The sequence below is a fragment of the Sporosarcina sp. Y838 genome, from assembly GCF_056786515.1.
Genome location: NZ_JBXCJD010000013.1, coordinates 25,141 through 50,854, shown reverse-complemented (window position 1 = coordinate 50,854; position 25,714 = coordinate 25,141). Strand labels below are relative to the sequence as shown.

25 protein-coding genes and 2 pseudogenes are annotated in these 25,714 nt (G+C 39.5%); 11 read left to right on the top strand and 16 right to left on the bottom strand.

Going from position 1 to position 25,714, the window contains the following annotated elements; translation table 11 throughout:
* Positions 1-121 precede the first annotated feature (121 nt).
* On the bottom strand, positions 122-667 hold the full coding sequence (locus AC1TO4_RS14585) for an NADPH-dependent FMN reductase (protein ID WP_482105932.1): 546 nt from the start codon (positions 665-667) through the stop codon (positions 122-124).
* A 190-nt stretch (positions 668-857) separates the two neighbouring features.
* Between AC1TO4_RS14585 and AC1TO4_RS14580 the strand changes: the two genes are divergently transcribed.
* Together AC1TO4_RS14580 and AC1TO4_RS14575 are read left to right on the top strand one after the other, a co-directional pair.
* On the top strand, positions 858-1,394 hold the full coding sequence (locus AC1TO4_RS14580; protein WP_482105931.1) for an RNA polymerase sigma factor: 537 nt from the start codon (positions 858-860) through the stop codon (positions 1,392-1,394).
* On the top strand, positions 1,391-2,143 hold the full coding sequence (locus tag AC1TO4_RS14575) for a hypothetical protein (protein ID WP_482105930.1): 753 nt from the start codon (positions 1,391-1,393) through the stop codon (positions 2,141-2,143). Before AC1TO4_RS14580 ends, AC1TO4_RS14575 begins: the two co-directional genes overlap by 4 nt.
* A 661-nt stretch (positions 2,144-2,804) precedes the next feature.
* On the opposite strand, the gene AC1TO4_RS14570 is transcribed toward AC1TO4_RS14575, so the two are convergent.
* A complete protein-coding gene (locus AC1TO4_RS14570; protein ID WP_482105929.1) occupies positions 2,805-3,518 on the bottom strand; it encodes a FadR/GntR family transcriptional regulator in 714 nt (237 codons plus the stop codon).
* A 189-nt stretch (positions 3,519-3,707) separates the two neighbouring features.
* Between AC1TO4_RS14570 and AC1TO4_RS14565 the strand changes: the two are divergent.
* From AC1TO4_RS14565 to AC1TO4_RS14550, 4 genes and pseudogenes are all read left to right on the top strand, one after another.
* Positions 3,708-5,086 (top strand): annotated as a pseudogene (locus AC1TO4_RS14565) (FAD-binding oxidoreductase).
* A 14-nt stretch (positions 5,087-5,100) separates the two neighbouring features.
* Positions 5,101-6,089, top strand: a pseudogene (locus AC1TO4_RS14560) (bile acid:sodium symporter family protein).
* Positions 6,090-6,183: 94 nt separating this feature from the next.
* Complete coding sequence (locus AC1TO4_RS14555) at positions 6,184-7,392, top strand: alanyl-tRNA editing protein (RefSeq protein WP_482105928.1); 1,209 nt, start codon at positions 6,184-6,186, stop codon at positions 7,390-7,392.
* An 11-nt stretch (positions 7,393-7,403) separates the two neighbouring features.
* Positions 7,404-7,652, top strand: coding sequence for a hypothetical protein (locus tag AC1TO4_RS14550; RefSeq protein WP_482105927.1), 249 nt, complete (start codon positions 7,404-7,406; stop codon positions 7,650-7,652).
* 63 nt (positions 7,653-7,715) lie between these two features.
* On the opposite strand, the gene AC1TO4_RS14545 is transcribed toward AC1TO4_RS14550, so the two are convergent.
* Together AC1TO4_RS14545 and AC1TO4_RS14540 are read right to left on the bottom strand one after the other, a co-directional pair.
* Entirely contained in the window at positions 7,716-8,315 is a 600-nt protein-coding gene (locus AC1TO4_RS14545) for a short chain dehydrogenase (protein WP_482105967.1), read from the bottom strand.
* Between the two features lie 165 nt (positions 8,316-8,480).
* Entirely contained in the window at positions 8,481-9,215 is a 735-nt protein-coding gene (locus AC1TO4_RS14540; protein WP_482105926.1) for a sulfite exporter TauE/SafE family protein, read from the bottom strand.
* 397 nt (positions 9,216-9,612) lie between these two features.
* Between AC1TO4_RS14540 and AC1TO4_RS14535 the strand changes: the two genes are divergently transcribed.
* Together AC1TO4_RS14535 and AC1TO4_RS14530 are read left to right on the top strand one after the other, a co-directional pair.
* The gene (locus AC1TO4_RS14535) at positions 9,613-10,152 is read left to right on the top strand and encodes a DUF1572 family protein (RefSeq protein WP_482105925.1); all 540 of its coding nucleotides are present in this window, start codon (positions 9,613-9,615) and stop codon (positions 10,150-10,152) included.
* Positions 10,153-10,528: 376 nt separating this feature from the next.
* Positions 10,529-12,013 (top strand): MDR family MFS transporter, encoded by a 1,485-nt coding sequence (locus AC1TO4_RS14530; RefSeq protein WP_482105924.1) that lies wholly within the window; start codon positions 10,529-10,531, stop codon positions 12,011-12,013.
* Positions 12,014-12,250: 237 nt separating this feature from the next.
* Here AC1TO4_RS14530 and AC1TO4_RS14525 read toward each other — a convergent pair whose 3' ends face one another.
* The 5 genes from AC1TO4_RS14525 to AC1TO4_RS14505 form a co-directional block, all read right to left on the bottom strand.
* On the bottom strand, positions 12,251-13,324 hold the full coding sequence (locus tag AC1TO4_RS14525) for an LLM class flavin-dependent oxidoreductase (protein ID WP_482105923.1): 1,074 nt from the start codon (positions 13,322-13,324) through the stop codon (positions 12,251-12,253).
* A gap of 26 nt (positions 13,325-13,350) precedes the next feature.
* The gene (locus AC1TO4_RS14520) at positions 13,351-14,199 is read right to left on the bottom strand and encodes a VOC family protein (protein ID WP_482105922.1); all 849 of its coding nucleotides are present in this window, start codon (positions 14,197-14,199) and stop codon (positions 13,351-13,353) included.
* Positions 14,200-14,549: 350 nt separating this feature from the next.
* Positions 14,550-15,695: an NADH-dependent flavin oxidoreductase gene (locus AC1TO4_RS14515; protein WP_482105921.1), complete on the bottom strand. Its 1,146-nt coding sequence runs from the start codon at positions 15,693-15,695 to the stop codon at positions 14,550-14,552.
* A 47-nt stretch (positions 15,696-15,742) separates the two neighbouring features.
* Positions 15,743-16,675 carry an aldo/keto reductase gene (locus AC1TO4_RS14510; protein WP_482105920.1) on the bottom strand — a complete coding sequence of 311 codons (933 nt, stop codon included), beginning with the start codon at positions 16,673-16,675 and terminating at the stop codon, positions 15,743-15,745.
* Positions 16,676-16,752: 77 nt separating this feature from the next.
* Positions 16,753-17,496: an IclR family transcriptional regulator gene (locus AC1TO4_RS14505; protein WP_482105919.1), complete on the bottom strand. Its 744-nt coding sequence runs from the start codon at positions 17,494-17,496 to the stop codon at positions 16,753-16,755.
* 260 nt (positions 17,497-17,756) lie between these two features.
* Here AC1TO4_RS14505 and yiaA point away from each other — a divergent pair, with 260 nt between their 5' ends.
* Positions 17,757-18,227, top strand: a complete 471-nt coding sequence (gene yiaA / locus AC1TO4_RS14500) for an inner membrane protein YiaA (RefSeq protein WP_482105918.1) — start codon at positions 17,757-17,759, stop codon at positions 18,225-18,227.
* A 120-nt stretch (positions 18,228-18,347) separates the two neighbouring features.
* Here the strand turns inward: yiaA and AC1TO4_RS14495 are convergent, their stop codons facing one another.
* The 7 genes from AC1TO4_RS14495 to AC1TO4_RS14465 all read right to left on the bottom strand — a co-directional run bounded on the left by AC1TO4_RS14495 (position 18,348) and on the right by AC1TO4_RS14465 (position 23,772).
* Positions 18,348-18,776: a MarR family winged helix-turn-helix transcriptional regulator gene (locus AC1TO4_RS14495; protein WP_482105917.1), complete on the bottom strand. Its 429-nt coding sequence runs from the start codon at positions 18,774-18,776 to the stop codon at positions 18,348-18,350.
* Between the two features lie 8 nt (positions 18,777-18,784).
* The gene (locus AC1TO4_RS14490; RefSeq protein WP_482105966.1) at positions 18,785-19,399 is read right to left on the bottom strand and encodes an alpha/beta hydrolase; all 615 of its coding nucleotides are present in this window, start codon (positions 19,397-19,399) and stop codon (positions 18,785-18,787) included.
* 49 nt (positions 19,400-19,448) lie between these two features.
* Positions 19,449-20,054, bottom strand: coding sequence for a flavin reductase family protein (locus tag AC1TO4_RS14485; RefSeq protein WP_482105916.1), 606 nt, complete (start codon positions 20,052-20,054; stop codon positions 19,449-19,451).
* Between the two features lie 18 nt (positions 20,055-20,072).
* Positions 20,073-21,011, bottom strand: a complete 939-nt coding sequence (locus tag AC1TO4_RS14480) for a ring-cleaving dioxygenase (RefSeq protein ID WP_482105915.1) — start codon at positions 21,009-21,011, stop codon at positions 20,073-20,075.
* Between the two features lie 67 nt (positions 21,012-21,078).
* Complete coding sequence (locus AC1TO4_RS14475) at positions 21,079-22,020, bottom strand: ring-cleaving dioxygenase (protein WP_482105914.1); 942 nt, start codon at positions 22,018-22,020, stop codon at positions 21,079-21,081.
* A gap of 142 nt (positions 22,021-22,162) precedes the next feature.
* The gene (locus AC1TO4_RS14470) at positions 22,163-22,771 is read right to left on the bottom strand and encodes an NADPH-dependent FMN reductase (protein WP_482101374.1); all 609 of its coding nucleotides are present in this window, start codon (positions 22,769-22,771) and stop codon (positions 22,163-22,165) included.
* A gap of 17 nt (positions 22,772-22,788) precedes the next feature.
* Positions 22,789-23,772: a ring-cleaving dioxygenase gene (locus AC1TO4_RS14465; protein ID WP_482105913.1), complete on the bottom strand. Its 984-nt coding sequence runs from the start codon at positions 23,770-23,772 to the stop codon at positions 22,789-22,791.
* Between the two features lie 1,140 nt (positions 23,773-24,912).
* On the opposite strand from AC1TO4_RS14465, the gene AC1TO4_RS14460 reads away from it, so the two are divergent.
* Both AC1TO4_RS14460 and AC1TO4_RS14455 read left to right on the top strand, forming a co-directional pair.
* Complete coding sequence (locus AC1TO4_RS14460; protein ID WP_482105912.1) at positions 24,913-25,395, top strand: DUF2975 domain-containing protein; 483 nt, start codon at positions 24,913-24,915, stop codon at positions 25,393-25,395.
* 9 nt (positions 25,396-25,404) lie between these two features.
* Positions 25,405-25,626 carry a helix-turn-helix domain-containing protein gene (locus AC1TO4_RS14455; RefSeq protein WP_482105911.1) on the top strand — a complete coding sequence of 74 codons (222 nt, stop codon included), beginning with the start codon at positions 25,405-25,407 and terminating at the stop codon, positions 25,624-25,626.
* Positions 25,627-25,714 lie beyond the last annotated feature (88 nt).

The window sequence follows — 25,714 nt, the reverse complement described above, 5'->3', positions numbered from 1 at the left end:
CTTAGGCGTCTTACAAAGGGTAGCTGAAGCAAATTTGAAGGATTTCTTTATTTTAATTTATATAATATACAAACCGCCCTTAAGATTTCTCCAATGGAAATCAAAAAGGCGGTTTCTTTTATTATTTAACTTCTTGTTCTTTAACAAAAGTAACAAACTTTTCGACGACTTGATCTAAAAACTTAAGTGTCATTTCATCTATCAGCTCGCCATCTAAGAACTTTTGTCCGGCAGAGCCGATGAAGATTTCATTTCCTGCAGGAGGCATCGTATTCGCTTGGATACTCCCTAATACTTGTCGTAAGTGCAACTGAGCCCTTACTGTCCCGAGTGCTCCCTGTGAAACGCCCATCGGTAAGACTAGCTTCCCCGCTATCACCTTATCGACCCTGGACAGCCATTCCAACGCATTTTTTAAAACACCGGAGATGGACCAGTTGAATTCCGGTGTACTAATAAGTATAGCATCTGCTTCAATAATCATTTTCTTAAATTTCTGTACCACTTCCGGAGGTGTCTTTTCATTATCTTCATTAAAGTACGGAAGATTACCGATTTCTGCAATTTCTATTTCAAAAAGGTGACTGTACCTCTTTTCAATCGTTTTCACTAACTGCATGTTAAATGACTCTTTCCTCAAACTCCCGACAATCGCAACGACTTTCATCAATCTCTCTCCTCTGTTTTCACACTTTTCATACTTCACCTTTTAGTTTACACGATAGCTTTCATCCGCATATGTCATTCGACTCGGCATTACAAAAATAAGATTGTAGACACGAAAACTTTTTCATAGTTCTGAGGGTAAGTATAGTATGAACAACAAAATACCGTTGTTCCGAAGGAGTTGAACCTAAATGGAAAAAGAAGAAATAATACGAAATATACTGGCTGGAGATAAAGAGTCATTCCGTATCTTTTACGAAGCATATGCTGATTATGCAATCCGAACGGCCTCTGCAATTACGCGAAACCGTGAAATGGCGAAAGATGCCGTCCAAGAGACGTTCATCCGCGTGTATCGACAAATCGGCAGCTACAATCCCGAATTGCCTTTCGATCCATGGTTTTATCGAATCTTGACGAATGAATGCCTTCGTTACCTAAAGAAAGAATCACCACTATCAAAGTTCGAACATCCCGATTTAGAAAATGATCCTTCCCTTGCTGAAGAATCTTTCAATCATCTATCTGATTTATACGATACGATTCAATCACTAGAAGACATGCACCGGATTCCGCTCATTTTAAAATATGTGAAAGGCTTCACCGAAAAAGAGATTGCAGACATTCTAGGTTTGAATCTGAATACTGTAAAATCACGGTTGTTTAAAGGCAGGAAGAAGCTGAAAGAACAGCTGGATACGTTAGATAAGGAGGATGGGTTACGATGAGTAATTTCGACAAACGAGTAAATGAAGAACTTCATACACGGACCAAACAGGAAACGAATGGGCTCAAAGATGAAATATGGGGTAGTTTGGAAAAAGAATTGTTCAGCGAAGAGCAAGATAACAAAGGGGAGGTAAAAAAAATGAAAAAGAAAAGCCGAGTAATTCCCATCATTATTACAGCTGCCGCCGCCCTTGTCATTGCATTCAGTTTACAAACGGATACAGGACTGGCATTCATTAAAGGCATTAAAGATATGTTCGTCCCTGAAAAAGAAATCATTCAAAGTATCGAAGGTCAGGACGAGGCAGCGAACGTTAACTTGAATGAAGGTACCAACTCCGAGTACATCATTTATGTAGATGAAACACGCTACAAAATGATCAACGGAAAAGAGGTAGATATCATTACCACAATTGATCCATTACCTGAAAAATACCCTGAAGTAACGATGGAAATTAAACAAGTCGCCAATGAAAAACCGGAAGACCTTGTTGGCAAAATCGAAGCAGAATTGAAGAAGGATTTCCCTGAATTGCGCGCGGTGGAAACAGTAACAGAACCGCTCGAAGGATACTGGTTGCATGGTATTACAGGCAGTGAGTGGGATAGTAAAGTCGTCACTGCTTACGTCTTAAGCAACGGAAAAGAAGGAAGCTTCGTCATTACAGAAAACTATTTCCTTGAAGCGGCGGAGGGTCACGGCGCTAGGTTCCACCATATGTTGGAGAGTTTCGAAATAATAGATTAACACCACGGGGAAGAGGATGGGTGATAAAACCATCCTCTTTCTTTATTTTTATTGTAAAAAATGTGTGCCTTTCTAGGCATAAATGCAGGATTGGAAGGGTATATATTATGTATATAGCATCTTCCGAAAGAGTCATTCTTTTAGTTGATTTTAAAAGGGAGGTTATGAGCAAGATGGATATATTCATAGTTGTAGTAGATACGCTCGTCATCATATCGTATATCTTACTTATTGCTATGATTTCCCCACATATAATGCGGTTTATCAAGAATAGAAAATACGATATATTTTTTCAATTGTTACCTGTGCTGGCTATCATTTTTGTAAGTAGTATTGCTGTTTGCGTCGGTTATGGCGGGTTTCAAGAAACACTATTTTTCCGGTTAACAACTATAATCTCTTTTTCACTATTTCTAGCCTTGCTATTCTTGACATTGTTAATGAAAAAATTATGGAAAGAGAACTACGAAAAACTAATAAACTGGTTACTTTCCTTTCGTCTAAAGGAAATACGCTTTCTGAAAGCCAGGCAGCGAAACTAAAATGATCTACTTGTTTAGATACGGCTATTCATTAGCCGTATCTTTTTTTGCATAATTTTACCCCTTAATGCAACCATTTTTAAATATATCGTTTACTATAGTTGGATCTAACATATTGTTTATCCTAACTCCGGCAAAAAATTCATGCTCAGCTCTCTACGAATACGCGTAATATGTTCTTCCATCAGTTTCTTTGCCTCCTGGGGATTGCCCGATGCGATTGCCACGTAAATCTCCTTATGCTCCTCAAATGTATCCTCAAAGCGATTGTCATTTAAAAAACGATGTTTGCGTGTCGCTCGTATTGTGTCTTCCATTCGTTCTGTAAGCGTTTGAATCAGATTAATCAGTAATTTATTTTGAGAAGCTTGGACGATTTGCAGATGAAAATGCAAATCTGCCTGTACTCCCGCTTCTGCATCTTCCTGGGATGCGGCCATCAGTTCCAGTGATTGGCGAATCTTTTCCAAATCTGCGGAAGTTGCGCGTTGTGCGGCAAGTGATGCCGATTCGACTTCCAAAGCACGACGCAATTCAAGCATTTCATAGACCAAGTTGTTTTCGGCTTGAATAAACGTAGAGGAGAGTGCATCACTTATCATTTGAACTTCAGACGTTTTGATGAAACTCCCCCCGCCTTGTCTAATCTCAATCGTACCGTTAGTCTCCAATGCTTGTAGTGCCTCTCTCACAGACGTTCTGCTGAAGTTAAACTGACTCGCCAGTTTTCTTTCGGGCGGCAGCTTATCTCCCGATTTCAGTCCTCCATTTAAAATGAGTTCTTCTATTTTTTCAACAATTAATTCATAGGTCTTTTTTCTCTGTGTAATCAATCGCTTCACCCCGATTCGTACTATTAACGATACCAACCATTATTAGATTAATCAATGACTTAAAAATAAGTATTGTATTGTTCAGATTATTGGTTATAACGATAAACATTGGTTGGACCAAAATCTAATAATTCTAAATCACCAAAATTCCCGGTATGACCACTTTTTAAATGAAGGAGAGAAATCGAAATGACAACAGCTATAGACGATATAGTCCACATACTAAAAAATGTACTTAAAGACGATCAGGTGACCATCAATGAAACCGTGAGAGAACTGCACGGAAAGGATGAATCCTATCACGCCCCAAGCCTTCCAGACATTGTTGTTTTCCCAGAATCCACCAAAGACGTTAGCAGCGTGATGAAAATTTCGAATGAATACCAAATTCCTATCGTGCCGTTCGGTCTTGGTTCTAGCCTAGAAGGACATATAATCCCATCCAAAGGTGGAATCACGATTGACTTTTCATTGATGAATAAAGTATTGGAAGTTCGAGAAAATGATTTTCTGGTAAAAGTACAACCCGGCGTGACACGTACACAGTTAAATATAGAACTGAAAATGGATTGTTCTTCTCGGTCGACCCAGGAGCAGACGCAACACTCGGCGGCATGGCGGCAACAAACGCTAGCGGTACAACGACCGTAAAATACGGTGTCATGCGTGATCAAGTCCGTGATTTAGAGGTTGTAATGGCGGATGGTACGGTCATCCACACTGGAAACATGGCTGCAAAATCTGCTTCGGGCCTTCATCTAAATGGCCTTTTCGTAGGGTCTGAAGGTACGCTTGGTTGCTTTACAGAACTGACACTTCGTGTGTACGGAATTCCGGAGCATGTTACGGCCGCGCGTGCATCCTTCCCTACCGTCAATGACGCAGTGGAAGCTGTCGTTTCTATTTTACAAGCTGGGATTCCGATTGCACGGGTGGAATTAGTAGATGAACCATCTATAAAACAGACGAATCTTTACAGTGAAACCAACTATAAAGAAAAACCGACATTATTCTTGGAGTTTCATGGGAATGAAGCGGGATTGAAACAAGATGTCGATTTTACAAAAGAAATTGTTAAAGACCATCATTGTGAAGACATTGAATTTGAAACGGACAACGCTGGACGTAACAGGCTGTGGGAAGCACGTCACAATTTAGCCTATGCTTTCATCCACGGCTACCCAGGGAAAAAGATGATGGTTACGGATGTCTGTCTTCCTATTTCAGAGTTGGCAAGTGCAGTTGAACACGCGCGTGAAACGGTTGAATCACTAGGTTTGACTGGCGGAATTGTCGGTCATGTAGGCGATGGTAACTTCCATGTACTACTGATGATGGACATGAACGACGCTAAAGAACTTGCGAAAGCTGAAGAATTGAATGAACGCATCGTCATGTATGCGCTTGAGCGCGGAGGCACATGTACTGGAGAGCACGGCGTTGGTAGTGGCAAACAGAAATACCAGGAGCAAGAGCACGGTGCAGCACTCCTTGTCATGGAAAAAATCAAAAAAGCACTTGACCCGAATAATTTATTGAATCCAAATAAAATCGTGAAGATGGACTAGAGAGGATACCTATTATGAAAACACTCGAAGCACTCAGTACAATTGCAGGAAAATACTTCGCCTTTTGGGTTATTATTATTGCTGTTATTGCATTCATCGCGCCCACGCCGTTTTTAGGATTAGGCGGCTATATTACAATTTTACTAGGAATCGTTATGTTCGGAATGGGATTGACGTTAAAGCCCGTTGATTTCAAAATTGTCCTGACAAAGCCGTTACCTGTGATTGGCGGCGTTGCAGCTCAGTTCATCATCATGCCCCTTGTCGCTTTCGCATTAGCACACTTACTCAAGTTGCCTCCTGAATTGGCGGCGGGCTTAGTGCTTCTGGGTTGTGTTCCAGGTGGTACAGCTTCCAACGTAATGGTCTATCTAGCAAAAGGAAATCTTGCGTTATCAGTTGCAATGACTTCCCTATCCACTTTATTGGCTCCAGTCGTTACGCCACTCTTGCTACTTTTACTTGCAGGGCAATGGCTGCCGGTTGATCCGGTTTCGATGTTTCTATCGATTGTACAAGTGATTATTATCCCTATTATTCTAGGATTTGCCGTCCAGAAGTTTTTCCCGAAAACAGCGAGAAAAGCGTTTCGGTCGTCCCCCTCATTTCAGTACTGGCAATCTTAATCATCGTTTCCGCAGTAACTGCTGCCAATGCAGATAATGTCGCAAGTTCGGGACTTCTTGTTTTTATTGCCGTTTTCCTTCATAACGGATTCGGTCTGCTACTTGGTTACTTGACGGCGGTAATGCTCGGCCTGAACGAAAATGATCGGAGAGCCATCTCTATTGAAGTTGGCATGCAAAACTCTGGATTAGGCGTGGCACTGGCGACTGCGCATTTCAGTCCGCTCGCTGCACTACCGAGCGTCTGGGGCGCCATCTGGCATAATATTACAGGTCCAATTTTCGCCACAATCTGGTCGAAAAAACCGATTGTTGATGAGAATGATGAAACTGACGAGCCGCGGGATAAGGTTTTATCTCCTGCTGGCAAGCTATAAGACTAATCAGAAAAAAGAGCGGCAATCCCCATTGGATTGCCACTCTTTTTCTTTATTCGTGATAAAATAGAAAAAAACTATTGGAGTCGATTGCATGCTAAAAGATCGTTTGTATAATACAGATCCATTTTGTAAATCATTTACGACTCAGATAAAGAAGGCAGCACAAGATTCAGATGGGCATCACTATGTCGTTTTAGACAATACAGCATTTTATCCGACAGGTGGCGGTCAACCGCATGATATAGGTACATTGAATGGCATCGCCGTACTCAACGTCGAGGAAGTGAGCGATGAAATCCGCCATACGGTAGCTGAAAGTCTCAGTTCTATGACCGAAGTGGAGGGCGTCATTGACTGGGAAAGACGATTTGACCATATGCAACAGCATGCAGGACAGCATATTCTGTCAGCTGCTTTTGATGAACTGTTCGGATTTCCGACAGTGAGTTTCCATTTAGGTAGAGAGATCGTATCGATTGATTTAGATATTGAAGAAGTATCTTTGGATCAATTACATGCAGTGGAAGAATTAGCGAATGACATCATTTTAAAAAACTTACAAATTGAAATAAAATGGGTGACAGAAACTGAACTTCATCGATATCCCCTTCGCAAGCAATTGGCGATGACAGATGAAATCCGGCTCGTCATCATCCCCGATTATGACTACAACGGCTGTGGTGGCACGCATCCACATTCAACTGGACAAGTAAGTATGCTGAAAATTTTATCGACCGAAAAGCATCGTGGCAAAGTGCGCGTCCATTTTGTTTGCGGTGGACGTGTTTTACAGCAATTGAAGCGTAAAAATAATGAGTTGACGGAAGCTTCAAGATTGTTAAGTACACCCGATAACGGCGTTGCAAAGGCGGTGCGGAAGTTATTGGAAGCGAATCATTCGCTTGAGAAATCGTTGGCGGATGCACAAGAAGCACTGTTGGCATTTGAAGCGAAAACTTTATTAAGTCAACAGGAACACGGCGTTGTGAAAGCACTCTTTACAGGTAGAACTGTTCAGCAATTACAGAAACTTGCCCGGCTCCTTGTGGCTGAATCAGATGAAATAATTGTACTTCTTGTTGCCGAAAATGATAATAAACTACAATTCGTCACAGCCCGTGGAGCTTCTGTAAAGACGAGTTTGAAGCCAATTCCATCTATTATACTTCCCCTTATCAATGGCAAAGGCGGCGGAAATGATGCTTTTGTCCAAGGTGGCGGCGAACGGTTGGTATCAGCAGAACAGTTGCTAACTGAAATAATTGAAACTTTAGTTAATATCGTTCGTAAAGAGATGTAGAGGTGAAAACAATGAAAAAATATTTAATCTTTATCAGTAGTTTTGCAGTACTGTATCTTTTGTTCCAAATTTCATCGGGAGCGATTCTAACGCTTTTATATACACCTAATATATCAGGCGTATCATCCACATCTGGACAAGAAGTTATAGTAGAAAGTGCTTCCACCAATTCTCTATTCATCATTTTCCTTTCATCGACAATTGCCTTTTTGCTTTCACAGAGACTAAGTAAAACCTCAAAAGCTCCAGCCAATGTTTGATGCACACTAAATACAAGAAGCCTTCCAAGAAATCTACCTGGAAGGCTTCTTGTATTCCAAATGTCAGTACACTTCGTAATTCTGGCCATTTTGTAGGCCAAAGACGCTTTTTTCAAAAGCAAGAACCACACGCTTTACAGGAACCGCTTCGAACCCCTGGAAAAGACCACTAAGCCTATGCATCGACTCTTTTAACACATTTGGACTTACGCTATTAATGCGAATTCCTCTTGGCATTTCAATTGCCGCAGCTTTAACGAATGCTCTGACACCGCCGTTTGCCAGTGCAGCTGAAGCCCCCAATGCAATCGGATCATCCATCATAACTCCCGTCGTTAACGTGAAACTTCCACCATCATTCAAATTATCAAATCCCAATAAAACCAGATTGACTTGCCCTTTCAATTTGCTATTAATCCCTACGTCATTCAACTCGGGTGTCATATCCGTTACTGCGTCAAAATGGGCACGACCTGCTGCATTAATAACAGCGTCCACTTTACCAATTTGTTCGTACATCTTCTTAATACTCTCCACTGACGTAATATCAACAGACACATCAGCACCGTTTCGTCCCGCGCGGATCACCTCATGGTTTTTCTCCAATTCTTCAGTAACCGCTTTCCCAATCGTTCCACTTGCACCCACAACGAGTATTTTAATATGTAATCCTCCTTCTTTAGAGTGTGTAGCGCTAACTAACTATTCTTCCATGATACTTATCAAATGCATTAATTATGAAAAATGTTCCGATTGGAATCCCATAGAGTCCGTCGACAAATTCTGTATTCCACTATAAACCCTTTATGAGCTTGTATTTCATTATACTTATCCAAAATAATTCACTGCAATTTGCATAATTAAGAGCACGGTGACAACGCGAAGTATTGGTTTAACATGCTCAGTTTTCAATTTACGCGCTAGACGTACGCCGAGTTGCGCACCACTTATCGAACCAAGCATTAATGCAATCGTAAGCGGCCATATTATTTTCCCTGTTGAGATATAACTGATCGATGCTCCAAAACAGCTTGAAAAAATCATAATCCGAGAAAGACCGACTGCTTTTAAGTAAGAAACCTTTAATCGTGCATATAAATACAGCGCTAATGTTCCGCTGCCTGGACCAAACACCCCATCGTAAATACCAATCCCGTATAATGACGAAGCACTTTTTTTAGTTACACGAAATGATTCACTGCCTCTAAAGTCCGATTTCCCAAGAAACGAAGTAATGAACGCGAATGTTAATAGTACAATCGCGATAACAATCATCCATTCTTCTTTTAGGAAGGACGCGATAAGTCCACCGGTAATTCCGCCGGCTAGACTGATTGGAACAACCCTAAGTGCTTCTTTTATCGTTACTTCTTTATTTTTATAAATCACTAGAAAACTCGAAAATGAGCTTACTGTGTTTGATACTTTATTCGCACCGATTGCAGAATGTACCGGCAATCCCATCAATAGCATGGCCGGCAAACTGATGAGTCCCCCGCCCCCTGCCAAAGTACCAAGCGTTGTTGCGACAAAGCCGATGAAGTAAAGCATAATGTATTCCATCCTAAATCCTTCTTTCCAAAAAACCACTATATGAATAGCATATTCCCCTTCCACTCATAAGTAAATTCAATTGTATGAATGAAAGTCCATTCGTAAACTGAATGAGCGGCCTTAAAGTTAATTATATAAAAAATACTCCTGCCGATTTATTCGGAGAGCATTTTTCATAATAGTTATTTAGTTAATAAGCTCGAGCGAACCAAACGGCATGTTTTGCAACTTGTCCGCAATTGATGCATGTCGAATTCTTAGCTGTGCAAGTAATCATAACAGTCACCACGAACTTATCGGCCAAAAGAAGGAATTCTTCATTTCTAAATCGAAAGTGAATTAGAGAGTGTTCATTGTTAAGCAAGCGGAAATTTAATTTGAACGAACGCGTGAGGAGGATGACTTGATGAATTTAGGAAATGAGTATTTGAAGATTGTCCAAGAACGATTTAAAAGCGTTAAAGACCTTGGAGATAAAACGATAAGCCAATTATCCGAAGAGAATATTCACTGGGTTTTAAATGCTGGTTCAAATAGCGTTGTAGTTATCGTGAAGCATTTAAGTGGCAATATGACATCTAGGTGGTCTGATTTTTTAACTTCGGATGGGGAAAAACCTTCTAGAAATCGTGAACAAGAATTTGAAGATACGCTTTCATCTAAGCAAGATTTGACGATAACTTGGGAGAAAGGTTGGACTATTCTGTTTGAAACGCTAAGTGGTTTAGATGAACAAGACTTGTTGAAAAAAGTATATATTCGTGGTGAAAGTCATACGGTACTTGATGCTATTGAAAGACAACTAGCCCATTACGCTTATCATATAGGGCAACTTGTTTTTATTGGGAAACAATTAAAAGCCGAGAATTGGGAAAGCCTTAGTATTCCCACAGGAAAATCGGAAGAATACCTGCAAAAAATGCTGAGGGAAAACCAATCAAGATAAATCGTTTAGTGACGGCTATTCATAATTGAGATACGTTAGGATTATCTTACATTTTCCGAACGCAATATTGGAGTAAAACGGCAGCTGGGAGGTTTCGATTCACTTTGCTTGGCTAATTGAATAGCTATGAAGGCTCTACTTGGGTAGAGCATTCGAATAGGTCTGCCTTTTAAGTAAATTCAACTAGATTAAACAGGGAGAGGGACTACTCTCTCTTTTTTTGTTTCTAAACATATCCATCCCTACATTTTTATTGTGTGATGGAAAGTGTTTATGTCTAAAATTAATTATGCAAGTTTGCTCCTTTTCGTCTACTTTTTACTCAAGCTAGGAGTTGTGATTAAAAAATTATATAGACGGAAGGAGATTTTTGTATATGGAAGATAATCAAGAACCAAAAAAGTACGAGTATTTGGCGGATAATCCGAATGCTAAGGTTATCCCTATTATGCTTTCCTTAATTATTGGAGCTTTTTTCGCGATATTAAACGAAACACTTTTGAATATTGCGCTCGTCACATTAATGGAAGAGTTTTCAATCTCATTAACGACTGTACAGTGGATGGCGACAGGTTTCATGCTCGTCATGGCAGTTGTTATCCCTGTATCTGCATTGTTACTCCAATGGTATACAACCCGACAACTATTTTTAAGTACAATGGTTGTTTTCACCATTGGGTCAATTATATGTGCGAGTGCACCAACGTTTTCAATATTGTTAGTCGGTCGATTAATCCAGGCAATTGGAACGGGATTATTAATGCCTATCATCTTTAATGTGTTTTTACTCATTTATCCCCCTCATAAGCGTGGAAAGATAATGGGCTTAGTCGGCCTTGTCATTATGTTTGCACCCGCAATTGGACCTACGCTTTCTGGAGTTATTGTTGAATATTTAGGATGGCGTTATTTGTTTATTATTGTCATTCCATTTTCTTTGTTTTCTATTTTATTTGCTTACAAGTATTTAATTAATGTTTCAGAAATAACCAAGCCGAAGATAGATGTCATATCAATCATTTTTTCTACAATCGGTTTCGGATCAATTGTTTACGGTTTTAGTTCATTGGGAGAAAGCGCGGATGGATTTTTGAGTACAAATGTTTTAATCGCAATCATTGCTGGAGTCGCTGGAATTGTATTATTTGTAATTAGGCAATTAAAACTTGAAGAACCCATCATGGATTTAAGGGTTTTTAAATACCCAATGTTTACACATGCAGTTTTGATGTTTTTAATCATTATCATGGCCATGTTCGCTTCAGAGATTATTTTACCAATTTATATGCAAGGCCCTTTAGCTTTGAGTGCGGCTACAGCAGGTCTCGTGCTCTTACCAGGGAGTCTTTTGAATGGAATTATGTCACCATTTATGGGGCATCTTTTTGACAAGTTCGGTCCTAGAGTATTAATGATTCCTGCAACACTTGTTTTAAGCGGAACGATGTTTATGATGAGCAGATTGACGACTGAAACTTCTTTATGGGTTGTAATCGTCGGTTATACTTTATTAATGTTAGCTGTTTCAGCCATCATGATGCCTGCAGAGACAAACGGCTTAAACCAGTTGCCAAAACGACTATACCCACACGGAACCGCAGTTATGTCAACATTACAACCTGTGGCCGGTGCAATCGGTGTATCCGTGTTTATTAGTATCATGAACGCTAGGCAGCTTAAATTTTTACAACAAACAGATACACCTAATAATCCGGCTACAATAAGTGAAGCAATGGTAGCCGGTGTCGAGCTTGTCTATTTCATCGCTTTTGCCATGTCTATCGTAGCAGTAATCTTGGCGTTTACTGTTTATCGTGCTGAGCCAAGAGAAATGGATGAACCGACCAAAAAGAGTAATTGACAATAACTTATCAAGCGCCTTTCCCACTAATTTTTGTACGGGCGCTTTCGGATTGCCTTGGACTGAACAACTACAGCACCATTACCACCATGCCTACGAATTCGAAAACTTCCTTACTCTATATAATAATCCAATACTAAGTACGGAAGCTTATTCACGCCAAGAAAAAAAGCCGAATTTCTCGCTGCTATAAGCGAGGAATTCGGCTTTTTTAATTTCGGAAAGAATATTCCATCTTTACTTACTTGTGGCTCTCCTGACGATTGGAGCCACCTCTGTAGCTAATAGCTCAATACTCTCGGCTACTTTTTTAAACGGTAAACCGCCTATGTCCAACTGTGCCATGAAACGTTGGTGTCCAAAGAGTTCGTGTTGTCGAAGGATTTTCTCGACTATTTCTTGTGGGCTACCTACGAACAAAGCGGAGTCAGGAGCCGTGATTTGTTCAAACTCCGTCCGTGACATCTTCCCTTCGCCCATCCCTAGCTGACGGTCTACGTATGACCTATAGTTTGAATAATAAGGATAGAATTCATCTTTGGCTTGTTGAGTTGTCTTTGACAAATATCCATGGCCAGTTACACCGATTTTGAGGTTATCTAGGTCATGCCCAGCCTCAATTCCAGCTTTACGGTATAAATCCACCAACGGTTTAAACCGCACAGGATCACCACCTAGGATAGCTAAAGCCATCCCTACTCCCAACCTGCCAGCACGGGCAGCACTACTTGGAGTTCCTCCAACACCAACCCACATTGGCAATTCTTTCTGCAAGGGGCGGGGTGCAATTTCAGCATTCCTTAATGACGGGCGGAAGTGACCATCCCATGTAATTCTCTCATTTTCGTTTAGCTTTAAAAACAAGTCGATATTTTCCTCGAACAAGGCATCATAGTCATTTTGGTCATAACCGAAAAGGGGGAATGATTCCAAGAACGCTCCACGACCTGCGATTATTTCTGCCCGTCCATCTGATAGCAAATCCAATGTAGCGAAGTCCTCAAACAAACGAACTGGATCAATCGTACTTAACACTGTAGTCGCACTTGTCAATTTGATTCGTTTCGTTCGTTGGGCTATGGCAGCTAAGACGACTGAAGGTGAAGATATGGCATAGTCTAATCGATGATGTTCACCTACACCAAAAATATCAAGTCCAGCCTCATCTGCAAGTTTTGCCGCTTCCATTATTTCCTTAATCCTTTGCCCTGCACTGATCGTTTTTCCAGTTAACGGGTCAGCCACTATATCTCCAAGTGTGTATAGACCAATTTCAATTCCCGAATTTTTAATTCCTTCACTTTCACGCATAGTTGTATTAATCCTCCATTTAATCCTCAGACTCTTATATGAATACGATTTCCAGAAGGATCTGTAGCAACGGTAGAACCATTGTCTTCAGTGACGGATGCACCAATATTCTTTAATTGAGCAATCATTTTATTTTTCTTTTCCTCATTTGGAAGCATTAACGTAAAAGATTCAAGCCCGACGCTATTAGGTGATGGCGCAGGAGCTCCTAATCCATTCCAAGTATTTAAACCAATATGGTGATGGTAGTGACCATCCGAAATGAATAGTGCCTGAGCTCCAAATCGATTTACTACTTCAAATCCGAGTCCTTCGATATAAAATTCTTCAGTCTTTTCTAACTCGGATACATGCAAATGGATATGTCCCATAACAGTGCCGGCAGGTAAACCTCCCCATGATTGCTGTTCATCTCCAGCTAAGAGATCTGTAAAATTCAATGGATCAACTGTCATAGCCACTTCACCGTTATCCCAATCCCATACGGAAGGGTCACGATCTATATAGATTTCAATCCCATTTCCATCCGGGTCAGATAAGTAAAGGGCTTCACTCACAAGATGGTCAGAAGAACCAAACCGTAAACCAATTCCTCTAAAATGTTGCACGATTGCAGCTAAATCAGAACGTTTAGGTAGAAGAAGTGCATAGTGATATAATCCCGTAGTTTTCCCTTGTTTAGGAACTATATGATCCGACTGTTGAATTGTTAATAATACTGTCTTTCCATCCGCTGTCAGGTTTGCAGTTTTTTCAGTTTGCTCTACTACCTTAAATCCGATTACTTCTTGATAAAATGCTAACGACTGTTCTAAATTTTGTACCTTTAAGTTAACTTGACCTACGAATGTTATAGGTTCATGATGAAAATTCATTGCTGTTACCTCCTCATTTTTAAACACAAGATACTAGTTAGTTACTTACTTTATGTAAGTAAGTATATAATTAAAATAAGAAGTAGTCAAGTAACTAATTTGCAACAGTTGATTTGATGGAAGAAGTCGACTTGCCCTAGGTTTGTAAGGTTATAGGTGGATGGGGTTAATGATTTAAAGTTAATACCTGGTCCACAGACCTTTTGCATTCTTGAATCGGTGTGAGTAGCAGAGTCCTATTAGAGAGGATAAAGGATTTGGAAAACGAGGTTGTTAGATGAGATTATTCTCATTTTACATCAAGAAAAAATTGTCCCCAGTTTAAATGTCTGAGGACAATTTTTTAGCTTTCACAAACTTTTAACAGGGAACCAACCCTCTACGGACATCATGAGTTCCCAAAGTGGATCTGGTACTTGGAGACGGACCTGATCATTTTGAGTGATCGTCGTATTGATTTCGTTTTCTTTTCCATGTTGCACTTTTTCTACCCATTCTGGCTCCATAATAAGTTCTCTTCCTAAAGCAATAAGTGGAATACCCGTTTGCTCGAGTGCTTGTACTGCTTGATCTGGTGTGTGGATGGAGCCTACTCCTATAATAGGAACACGGTTTCCGACATATTCCTGGATGAGTTCGACCCGTGAACGATCACTTTCCACACCGCGTCGAGGTTTCGACCATAAGTCGTTTAACGCCAAATGAATATAGTCTATTTCCTCATCCATTAGTGAGTCGAGAAGCACGAACGTCTCAGCCATCGTAATTCCTGGCGTTTCCGGTTCCTCTGGAGACAGACGATAGCCAATAATAAACGGTTCTCTGGCATACTCAGCAATTACGCGTTTCACTTCCTCAATGACGGCAAGTGGAAAGGCCAATCGGTTCTCAATGGATCCGCCCCAGCGGTCTGTTCGTGTATTCGAATGAGGGGAGAAGAATTGTTGAATAATGTACCCACTCGCACCATGCAATTCCACTCCATCAAAACCAGCTTCTATAGCCCGCCTCGTTGCCTCGCCAAATGCTATAACTAATTGAAGGACTTCCTCATCCGTCAAGCTTCGAGGTGTTTTCTCGATACTGTAGAAACCACGATCAAGAAGGGGAGCAACACTGCTTGCACTTACAGTTTCCCCTTCTGGAATCAGATGTGGCACGGCCAATCTCCCGCCATGATAAAGCTGCAATACAGCCTTCGCCCCTTTATCTTTTATCGAAGAAGCAACACTTCTCAAACTAGGAATCATCGTATCCCGATCCGCTGCAAATTGTCCCTCAAAACCTTTTCCGCTTGCTTGCACATATGTACACGCCGTAATCACCATACCTGGTCCACCCGAACGAGCCGCATAGTAGGCTAGCTCCGCGTCTGAAGCAGTATCATCCGGATTTGCCGAAAAAGTGGTCATAGGCGGCATGACAATTCGGTTTTTTAACTGAACTCCATTATTTAGTGTAAAAGGTTCTAATAATGGTTGGTATTTCTCTTTCATTGTTGACTCTCTCCTTTGATGTTTCATAAAAAATGCATAATTAATGTTTACCTAAAAATACTGTCAATCTTTGCAATCTCGTTCTCTGTTAATTGAACATCTAGCGTTTTTAAATTGTTAAGCACTTGATCTGCCCGTTTAGCGCCAGGAATGACAGCATCCATCGAATCGCGTGTTAAATACCAAGCTAGAACAATATGTGCCACTTCAGCCTGTTTTGCATTCGCAATCTCACGAAGTTGTTCCACTTTCCCTAGGTTCTTTTCAAATTCTTCGCCCTGTAGATGCGGCATGTTGGCACGTAAATCATTAAATTTCATGTCCTTATTGTATTTTCCTGCTAACAATCCTGAAGCAAGCGGGAAAAATGGAATAAAGGAAATATTTTGCTCGGCAGTATAGGGAAGTAATTCTTTTTCAGCTGAACGCTGGATTAAATTATATTCTCCTTGATAAACATCAACATAACCGTCTCTGTTTGCTTCTTTTAACTGATCCAACGAAAAATTCGATAGGCCGATTGCTCTAATTTTCCCTTGATCTTTTAATTCTTTTAATGCTCCAACAGCTTCATATCCCGGTGTAACACCATCTGGATAGTGAATATAGAATAAGTCGATATAGTCGGTTTGCATACGTTTCAAACTATCTTCTACTGCTTGTTTCAAAAAGGATGGCGTATTGTCATTTTGCATTTCCTGGCCAACGAATTTCATTGACCCTTTCGTTGCAAGAATAATATCCTCCCTTTTCCCTGTTTCTTTAATTACCTCTCCAACTAATTCTTCTGATCTTCCCGGTCCATATAGATAGGCTGTGTCGATAAAATTCACACCATTTTCAATCGCAACTCGAACGAGCTCTTTTCCCGCTTCTTCGTCTAAGTTAGGATATAGATTATGTCCCCCAACCGCATTGGTTCCAAGTCCAATCGGATTTATATATATTCCTGATTTTCCAAGTTGTGTTTGTTTCGTCATTATGGTTTCCTCATTTCGCATTTTAATTGCATTTATGCTTATCACTACTATGATTTCCTATGCAGGAGACTCAATTCTTAATACCGAATGATTAGTTCCTTGGTTATTTCTTCACTTACAGCTATCACTTTATTCGTCAATCCTCTTAGGATAGTTTTTTTCATTTTGTCAATTGGCCCAGCAATTGCGACTGCTGCAATTACATGATTCTCATGGAATACCGGGGCAGCGATGCAACGTACGCCTACAAATCTTTCTTCATCATCGATGGAAAATCCCTGGTTTTTTATAACTTCCAAATGTTGAGAGAAAATTTCCTGATCTACAAATGTATTACCGGTGGCTTGATTAAATGGAAGGAGAGAGAATACTTCTTGTTGGTCGGTTGGGATTAAATTTGCCAGTATGACTTTACCAAGGGCACTAATGTGGGATGGGGAACGATCCCCTATCTCGGGCTGGTACGGTTCTATAAAAGGAGGTTTAATCATTTGTTTCATAACTACTTCAGTTCCTTCTAGCACCCCAATATACACACCTTCTGCCGCACTTACTCCCAATTGGTAAGGTGTTTGTAACGTGGTCCAGTCAATGGATCTTTCACTTCCATCCATTTGGAACTTTTCATTATTCCATGTATAATACTTGCCTTTTTTTGAAATATAGTTCATATTTTCCAGAGTGCTCAGCAACCGAAAAACAGTAGTCTTATTTAAATCCAGTGCCTTTGTGACTTCTGTCAAAGTTAGATATTGTTCCTGTTGTAGTAAATCTAAGATTTGAAGCCCTTTTTTTAACGTCGCAACTTCATATTTACTCATTCAATTCACCCCGTCTCCAAAATCATCTTAGGTCACCTTTTAATTTGATTCAACAACTCAGCACTTTGTTTCATTATTTGAAACATATTTGAAGTAAGCCCATAATCTACGTTTTTAAAAGCCGTAGTGCAGCTAGATTTTATTATATTAAGCTCAACATTTTATGGAATCGAACAAGTTTTAGGTGTCCGAATATTTTAAATATTGTTGCTAGTTTACATGTGTTTGGATATGATTATCTGAAGGGAGGGAAATATTCAATGTCTAACGATAATGAAGGGTTCTTTGACAAAGAAACACAAAGTGATTCAAAAATGAAAGTAGAAAGAAAACTAGGAGAACCCACTTCAGCCTTCAAAGGTGCTTCCTTAGCAGCGCTTCTAATAGGAGTATCGGCTTATCTCTTAGGTTTGTATAACGCAGTCATGGAACTGAATGAAAAAGGATATTACTTTGCAGTTTTACTATTCGGACTGTATTCATCTATATCTTTACAAAAAGCAGTTAGAGATAAAGATGAAGGAATACCAGTTACGAATATCTATTATGGAATTAGCTGGTTTGCGCTAATTGTATCTATTTTATTAATGGCCATCGGATTATACAATGCAGGAAGTATTGTTTTAAGTGAAAAAGGGTTTTATGGTATGGCTTTTGTTCTTAGTATATTTGCAGCGATAACAGTTCAAAAAAATGTTAGGGATACACAGAAAGCAAGAGAAATAGATTGAGTTCCCATTCTCTATTTTGACAATCCTTTCCAATTAAAGAGCAATATATAAACCCCGTTCTAAATCTAGAACGGGGTTGTTGTATTCATCTCGGATTCTAGATATTTACAAGCAAAAATATTATGCCTCTACTCTTTTACTTACCTTATTTAAAAGATTTACCATTGTTTTGGACTCATCTTCAGTTAAAGATCCAAACATGTAATTAACCATATCTTGATGGTTTGGCATGATTTTCTGCATTAAGTGGTTTCCATCTTCCGTTAGTATCACATGGATTACTCTTCGGTCATCAGGACATGCATTTCGATTTAATAATCCCTTATCTTCTAATTTATCTATAACATAAGTCATAGAACCACTAGCAATGAGTATGCTATTACCAATCTGCTGAATGGTTTGTTTCCCTTGTAGAAATAGTACCTCTAAAACAGAAAACTCCGTAATGTTAAGCTTATTAGTAATCATTACCCGCCTAATTCGCTCCTGAATTGCTTTTGTTGTTTTCATTAGCAACAAATATGGCTGGTTTTCACACTTATCATTCACTTAATCACCTACTTAAAATAGTTCTGTTCATACCACTGTTTAGCAGCTTCCACTTCTGTCATTGTGAGCTGATGTCCAGTATCTACCCATATCACACCAACTGACGCACTTGCATCTTCTAACAGTTTTTTCAGATCAACGGATTCTTGTTGTGGACAAATCGGATCATTTGTTCCTGCTGCAATGAATACTTGGATACCTGTTAAATCTGGAAGTGCTATGCCTCGTCTTGGCACCATAGGATGATGTAAAATCGCACCTTTTAGTGAATCATTAAAATGGAATAACAGACTGGCCGCAATATTAGCACCGTTTGAATACCCAATAGCCACGATGTTTTGACGGTTAAATTTATATTCTGTAGCAGCTTCATCTAAAAATGCATTAAGCTCATTTGTTCGGAAAATTAAATCCTCCTCATCAAAAATACCTTCAGCTAAGCGTTTAAAGAAACGGGGCATCCCGTTTTCTAATACATTCCCACGTACACTGAGTACAGAAGCATCAGGATCTACGATATCTGCTAAAGACAATAAAGCATTTTCATTGCCACCAGTACCGTGTAATAGTAATAGAACTGGTTTTTCACTATTTGTTCCTTGTTTAAAAATATGTTGCATAATAATTATTCTCTCCTTTCAAAAGAGGGTAATCTTAGTAGGTTTTTCAATACTACTTCGGTCTTTCAATAGAAAAAATATCACCAATTTTTGCGTAATTGGTACCAGCTAAGCGGCTGACAGCGTTTAAGCCCCTCGGGTCAATTCGACCATCTTCATAAATCTCTTTGTCAATGTGAAAGCGTACAATCTCTCCAATAAACAAATCACTACCAGGTCCTTCTCCACCTAAAGGAATGGCTTGTACAAGTCTGCATTCCATTCGAACTTTAGATTCCTTCACTCCCGGTACAGAGACAATTTCACTTTGTACAAGCGTTAGATTCGCCAATTCAATTTCACTTTCTGTTGCAGGTAATGTAGCTGCGGTTTCATTGATTTTTGCCACATTTTCATCATCTACAATATGAACGACGAATTCACGACTGCTATAAATATTTCTTGCAGTATCTTTCAATCCACCACTAGGTCTTTGGATAGCTAATGAAACCATCGGCGGGTTGGATGAAACGATATTGAAATAACTAAATGGCGCACCATTAACGATACCATCCTCAGACACAGTAGTAACAAAAGCAATAGGTCTAGGAATTATTGTACCAATGAGAAGTTTATAATTATCCCGCTCACTATTTTGTTTTGGGTCAATCGAAATCAATTTATATAGCCCCCTTATTTAGTCGATTGAACGCACTTGAATTGGAATAAGCGCGTTAACTAATTGCTCACGACGTTGTTCATATTGTACAGGTAACATCAACTGAGTGCCCATTGTTTCAAGTGTTTCATCATGTGCAAATCCTGGTGGATCTGTTGCAATTTCAAATAATATTTCACCTGATTCACGGAAGTACAGTGCGTTGAAGTAGTTGCGGTCCTTCAATTCTGTTACATGTTGACCAAGATTCCTCGCATGGTGTTGCCATTCAAGATGATCTGCATCATCCTGAGCCCGCCATGCAATATGGTGAACCGTCCCAACACCCATCTTGCCACGAACACCAGCGACCATTTTTAAATCTATGATATTCCCTAAATCAGCAGAAGCTTTATAGCGGGTATAGTCACCTTCAGTTCCAACCAATTCAAGCCCCATTACATCCGTTACTGTTTTAGCAGTTTCTTCTGGTCTGCTTGAGTAAAGAGTTGCACCACCAAATCCTTTTATAGCTACTTCTTTGGTTACTTCTCCAAATGTCCAATCGTTTAGCGCTCCCGCTTCACGTTCAACAATTTCAAGATGTAAGCCGTGTGGATCATCAAATTGTAAATATGTCTCACCAAAACGCTCTACTTGTTTATATTCAATTTTAAATTTAACCAAACGCTTTTCCCAAAAATCCAAAGATCCTACTGGTACAACATACGACGTAATACCAACTTGCCCATCTCCAATTTGACCTTGAGCAGCGCCTGCCCATGGGAAAAAGGTAATAATAGTACCTGGTTTTCCACCACCATCTCCAAAATACAAATGATATGTGCCCGGATCGTCGAAATTCACTGTTTGTTTAACTAAACGTAGACCTAATACCCCTGCATAAAAATCAATGTTTTCCTGTGGATGACCAACAATTGCTGTAATATGGTGAATACCTGCTGTTTGTTTTTTCACAATTATTTCCTCCTCTATTGTTCTTTCCTTTTCCTATCGTAACTACTTGTACTAGTTCCCCTTGCCTTTACTCAATGGGTTCTAATTTCGCCTCAATTTCAACTCGCTTACTCTCCAAAAATGGCGGTAAGTCTAACTTTTCCCCCAAGGATTCAATGGTCGAATCCACTGTAAAACCTGGTCCGTCTGTCGCTAATTCAAATAAAATACCATTTTCTTCTCTAAAATATAAACTCTCAAAATAGTAACGATCTGTTATTTTATTCACTGCAAAACCAAAATCTTGAATACGTTGGCTCCACTCACGTAACTCATCGCCATCTTTTACTCGGATAGCTACGTGATGCACACTGCCTTTTCCTGGTCTCTCTTGTGGACCACCCTTCTCCACAATGACAATTTCACCAAAAGACTGTCCTTTTACTGACTGATAGATAGCTTCTTTTGCTTTACGCGAGGCTAGTTCATACCCAAACAAATTTTCTAATGTATTCGCAAGGCTATCTAAAGATTGCACGGTCATTTCCACTGCGCCCATTCCAAGAATACGATGTTTCTCTACAACAATTGAATCGTCCCATGTCTGCCACAGCGTCGGAACCTCGTCGTCGTTATTATTTAATAGAACTAGACGTAAACCCTCAGCATCTTCAAAATGGAGTGCGTCACGCCCTGCGTACTTGGTTAACTCCCCGTGTTTTACATCTAGTAATTCAAATCTATCTTTCCAATACAGTAAACTATCATAAGACGGAACGAGTAACCCAATCCGCGTAATGGCATTCGTTCCTCTCCTTGTGCTTCCAGCCATCGGGATTTCAAAGAAGGACAACTCTGTACCAGCACTGCCGGTTAAATCTCCATAGAACAAATGATACATGCTTGGATCATCTTGATTGACTGTTTTTTTCACTCTACGCAGTCCGAGCACCTTTACATAAAATTGATTGTTTTGTTGTCCCTTTTTTGTAATCATGGAAATATGGTGATGACCCGCTATCTTGTTCATCTTAAGTATCTTCCTTTCCGGTATAAATTCTAAGCAAAACCTTCAATCCACTTGAAATCGTTTTGCTTAGAATTTATTTATTAAAATCACAAAATGTGCATATGCACATTTTGCGACTTGTATAAATTTATTTGCATTAAAATTAGTTACGTACAGTATTTAATGCAGTCGTCCAAGGGATAACTTGGTCGAGCATTTGGTTTACTGAATCTGCTTGTACAGCAGCCGGTTTGAAGTCTGTACCATTTTCGAAATCTGTAAATAACGATAACGCTGGGTGAACACGAACATGCGCTACAGATAATTCACTTAAAATACCACGTAAATGTTCTGTTGCACGAGCTCCACCTACTGAACCGTATGATACGATACCTGCAGCTTTATTGTTCCACTCATCACGTAAGTAGTCTAGCGCATTTTTTAGTGCTCCTGTAATCGAGTGATTGTATTCTTGAACGATGAATACAAATCCGTCTTGTTTTGCAATGATTTCTGACCATGCAGCTGCACCTGATGCGTCGCCGCCAGCTTCACCCAAAAGTGGTAATTTGTATTCTGCAATATCGATAATCGTGTAGTTTGCATCCCCACGTTTATCTGCTAATTCTTTTACCCATGTCCCTACCTGTGGACTTACGCGTCCTTCACGTGTCGATCCTAAAATAATACCTATGTTTGATTTTGTCATTGTTTTTTCCTCCTCTTGTTGTTGTGGTTGTTGTGTTCCGAATAACTTACTAAAAAAACCCATTTTCCAATTCCACCTCCTTATAAGTACTCTTTGTCTATTTTAATTGTGCTACGTACCGTATCGATTGGTCGTACTGATGCCTCGATTTGTTCCCGTTTCCCTTCTAGGAATGGTGGTAATGATAAAATTTCACCTACTGTTTCGTAAGGCTCATCCCCCATAAAACCAGGACCATCTGTTGCCCACTCAAAAAGGATGCCAGGTGCTACTCGTGCATATAAAGATTCGAAGAAGAAGCGATCTACATACCCAGAAGTACCGAAACCAGCAGCTTGCATATGGTCAATCCATTCATATAATACTTTCGTGTCTTCTACACGGAAGGCAGTGTGATGAACTGTGCCATAGCCTTGGCGACCTTCTGGGAGAACCGTATTATGCTCTACAATTACTTGCGCACCATTTCCACCTTCACCCATTTCAAATAAATGCATTGGGCCTTCTTGTGCGATTTCACGCATTAACATCACTTTCTCCAAAACCTCTTTTAAATAATCAAATTGTGCGATACGAATATGAATTGGTCCTAATCCTGTAATTGCAAACTCCAATGGCACAGGACCATTTTGCCAAGGCGTTCCTGATTCAATACCCTCATTAAATTCGTCAGAAACCAACATATATTGTTGCTCATCAAAGTCCACAAATGAAATTGTTTTCTTACCGAACACTTCTTCAATACCACTATTTTTCACTTTATACTTATCAAAACGTTTCACCCAGTAATCAAGTGCAGCGTCTGTCGGCACACGGAAAGCTGTTTTATAAATCTCGTTCGTTCCATGTGTTCCTTTTGGAATACCAGGGAAATCGAAAAATGTCATATCAGTACCCGCAGAACCTTTATCGTCTGCGAAGAATAGATGATATGTTTGAATATCATCTTGATTGACTGTTTTCTTTACTAAACGCATTCCCAATACGTATGTGAAAAACTCATAGTTCTTTTCTGCGCTACTTGTGATGGCCGTTACGTGGTGAATTCCTTTTAAATGGTTCATTGTGTTTCCTCCTTTGATTTCCTTGGATTCAAGGTGTGTACTTAATAATTTCTTTCCTATCAATACATGACTCTGATGGTTTCAATTTATACTTCGCTGAATCTTTTCAAATCGTTTCATGAATTGCAGAAACGATATTCAACTTTTTAGGAGCCATATTCAATTGTTTCACTCTTCTATAGCATTTATTCTAATTACCTTTAATTCAAGTATCTCGAATTCAAACTAAATTTAACATGAATACGCTACAACTGTCAACACTTTAGATCTAATTAGTTTGTATTTGTAGAGAATCCTTGGTATTTACTAATATTTCGCAGTTAATACAAGGTATAGTGAATTATTAGTTTAAAGTTATGGAGCATTTCCTTATAATGAGAGATGCTTTTATCTATGTTTAAACACGTCTGTTGATTATCCATTTGCTTGTATAAAAGGACGACGAGAAGGGCTTGAAAACCGCCATTTTCACTGGATTATTTTCAGCCCGCTTTCGGCGAATTAATCACGACACTTTTACCAAGGGGAAGGTGTGGCTAGAAGTGACTCCGTCACTTCTAGCCACACTCTTTGGGATAATCCTGTTGTGATTAATCACCTGTCGCGTTCCTGCAATATTCAAGTGAAAAATGCTGTTGCTTTGAAAAAAGAATAGATGTACTTCTATCAAGAGTGTAAGTGCCCGAAGATGCAATTTCGGGCAATCTAGCACGTTGTACATTGTATTCTCTGCTTTACTCTATAAGAAAGTGATATTTCCTTAAAATAAAAATAGAGACTTAATAGTAGAAGCTTGAGCGGCCAAAATTGTATCTTTGGCCGCTTCTCTCCATATGAGAAGTGAGCTATTCTTTAGTCCCGAAAAGCTTCAGCACTTCTTGTACTTCTGTCTTTGGAGAGCGACGGATAAACAACCACCATACGATTACCGAAAAAACAAGTAGAGATGCGGCGAAGTCGCATCCCTACTTGTTAAGATATCTCGATAATGGTATAGAAGTCGTTCAATTCAAAGCAATCCAATAGCAACTATACAAGTACTGGGATGTTTGTAATCAATTATTAGCAATAAATATTTATTGCAAAACGATAAATACCGTGCTAAAATAAAACTAACAATAAAGAGGTGAGGTGCTTTTTATGAAACGAGGTTCAACAAACTTTTTGAAAATAGCTGTTATTTTTCTCGGACTCCCAATCCTTGCTATATGTATATTTGCGTTGCCAATACTAGCGAAAGATGCAACAGAAAGTAATTCGGAGTTCGCTTATGTGGTATATGGCTTTGTAACCGTTATGTATGTGTCGGCGATACCGTATTTCATAGCATTGTATCAAGCTTTTAAACTGTTAAGTTATATTGACCGGAACAAAGCATTTTCGGAAATATCCGTAAAAGCTTTGAAAAATATAAAGTATTGTGCAATCACAATCAGCGGCTTACATCTCATTGGACTGCCATTCTTCTTTATCTTTGCGCAGTTAGATGACGCTCCGGGTGTCGTATTGGTTGGAATGCTTTTTATATTTGCTCCATTGGTAATCGCAGTCTTTGCTGCTGTTCTCCAAAAACTTTTGCAAGAAGCTATTACGATAAAATCTGAAAATGATTTAACAGTCTGAGGTGAAAAAATGGCGATTATAATCAATATTGATGTGATGTTGGCAAAAAGGAAAATGAGCGTAACAGAACTTTCAGATCGAGTTGGGATAACAATGGCTAACATTTCTATATTGAAAAATGGAAAGGCAAAAGCGATTCGATTATCAACTCTAGAGGCGATTTGTAAGGCTTTGGACTGTCAGCCTGGAGATATTTTAGAATACCGAAGTGATGAAGACACCCCAGTTTAATAAAGTTGAAAGGAAAAGAGATACTTCTTTTTCCATTATTTCGCATAATGGGATCACTCATGTAGTTAACCATTCAAAATGGAGGCAC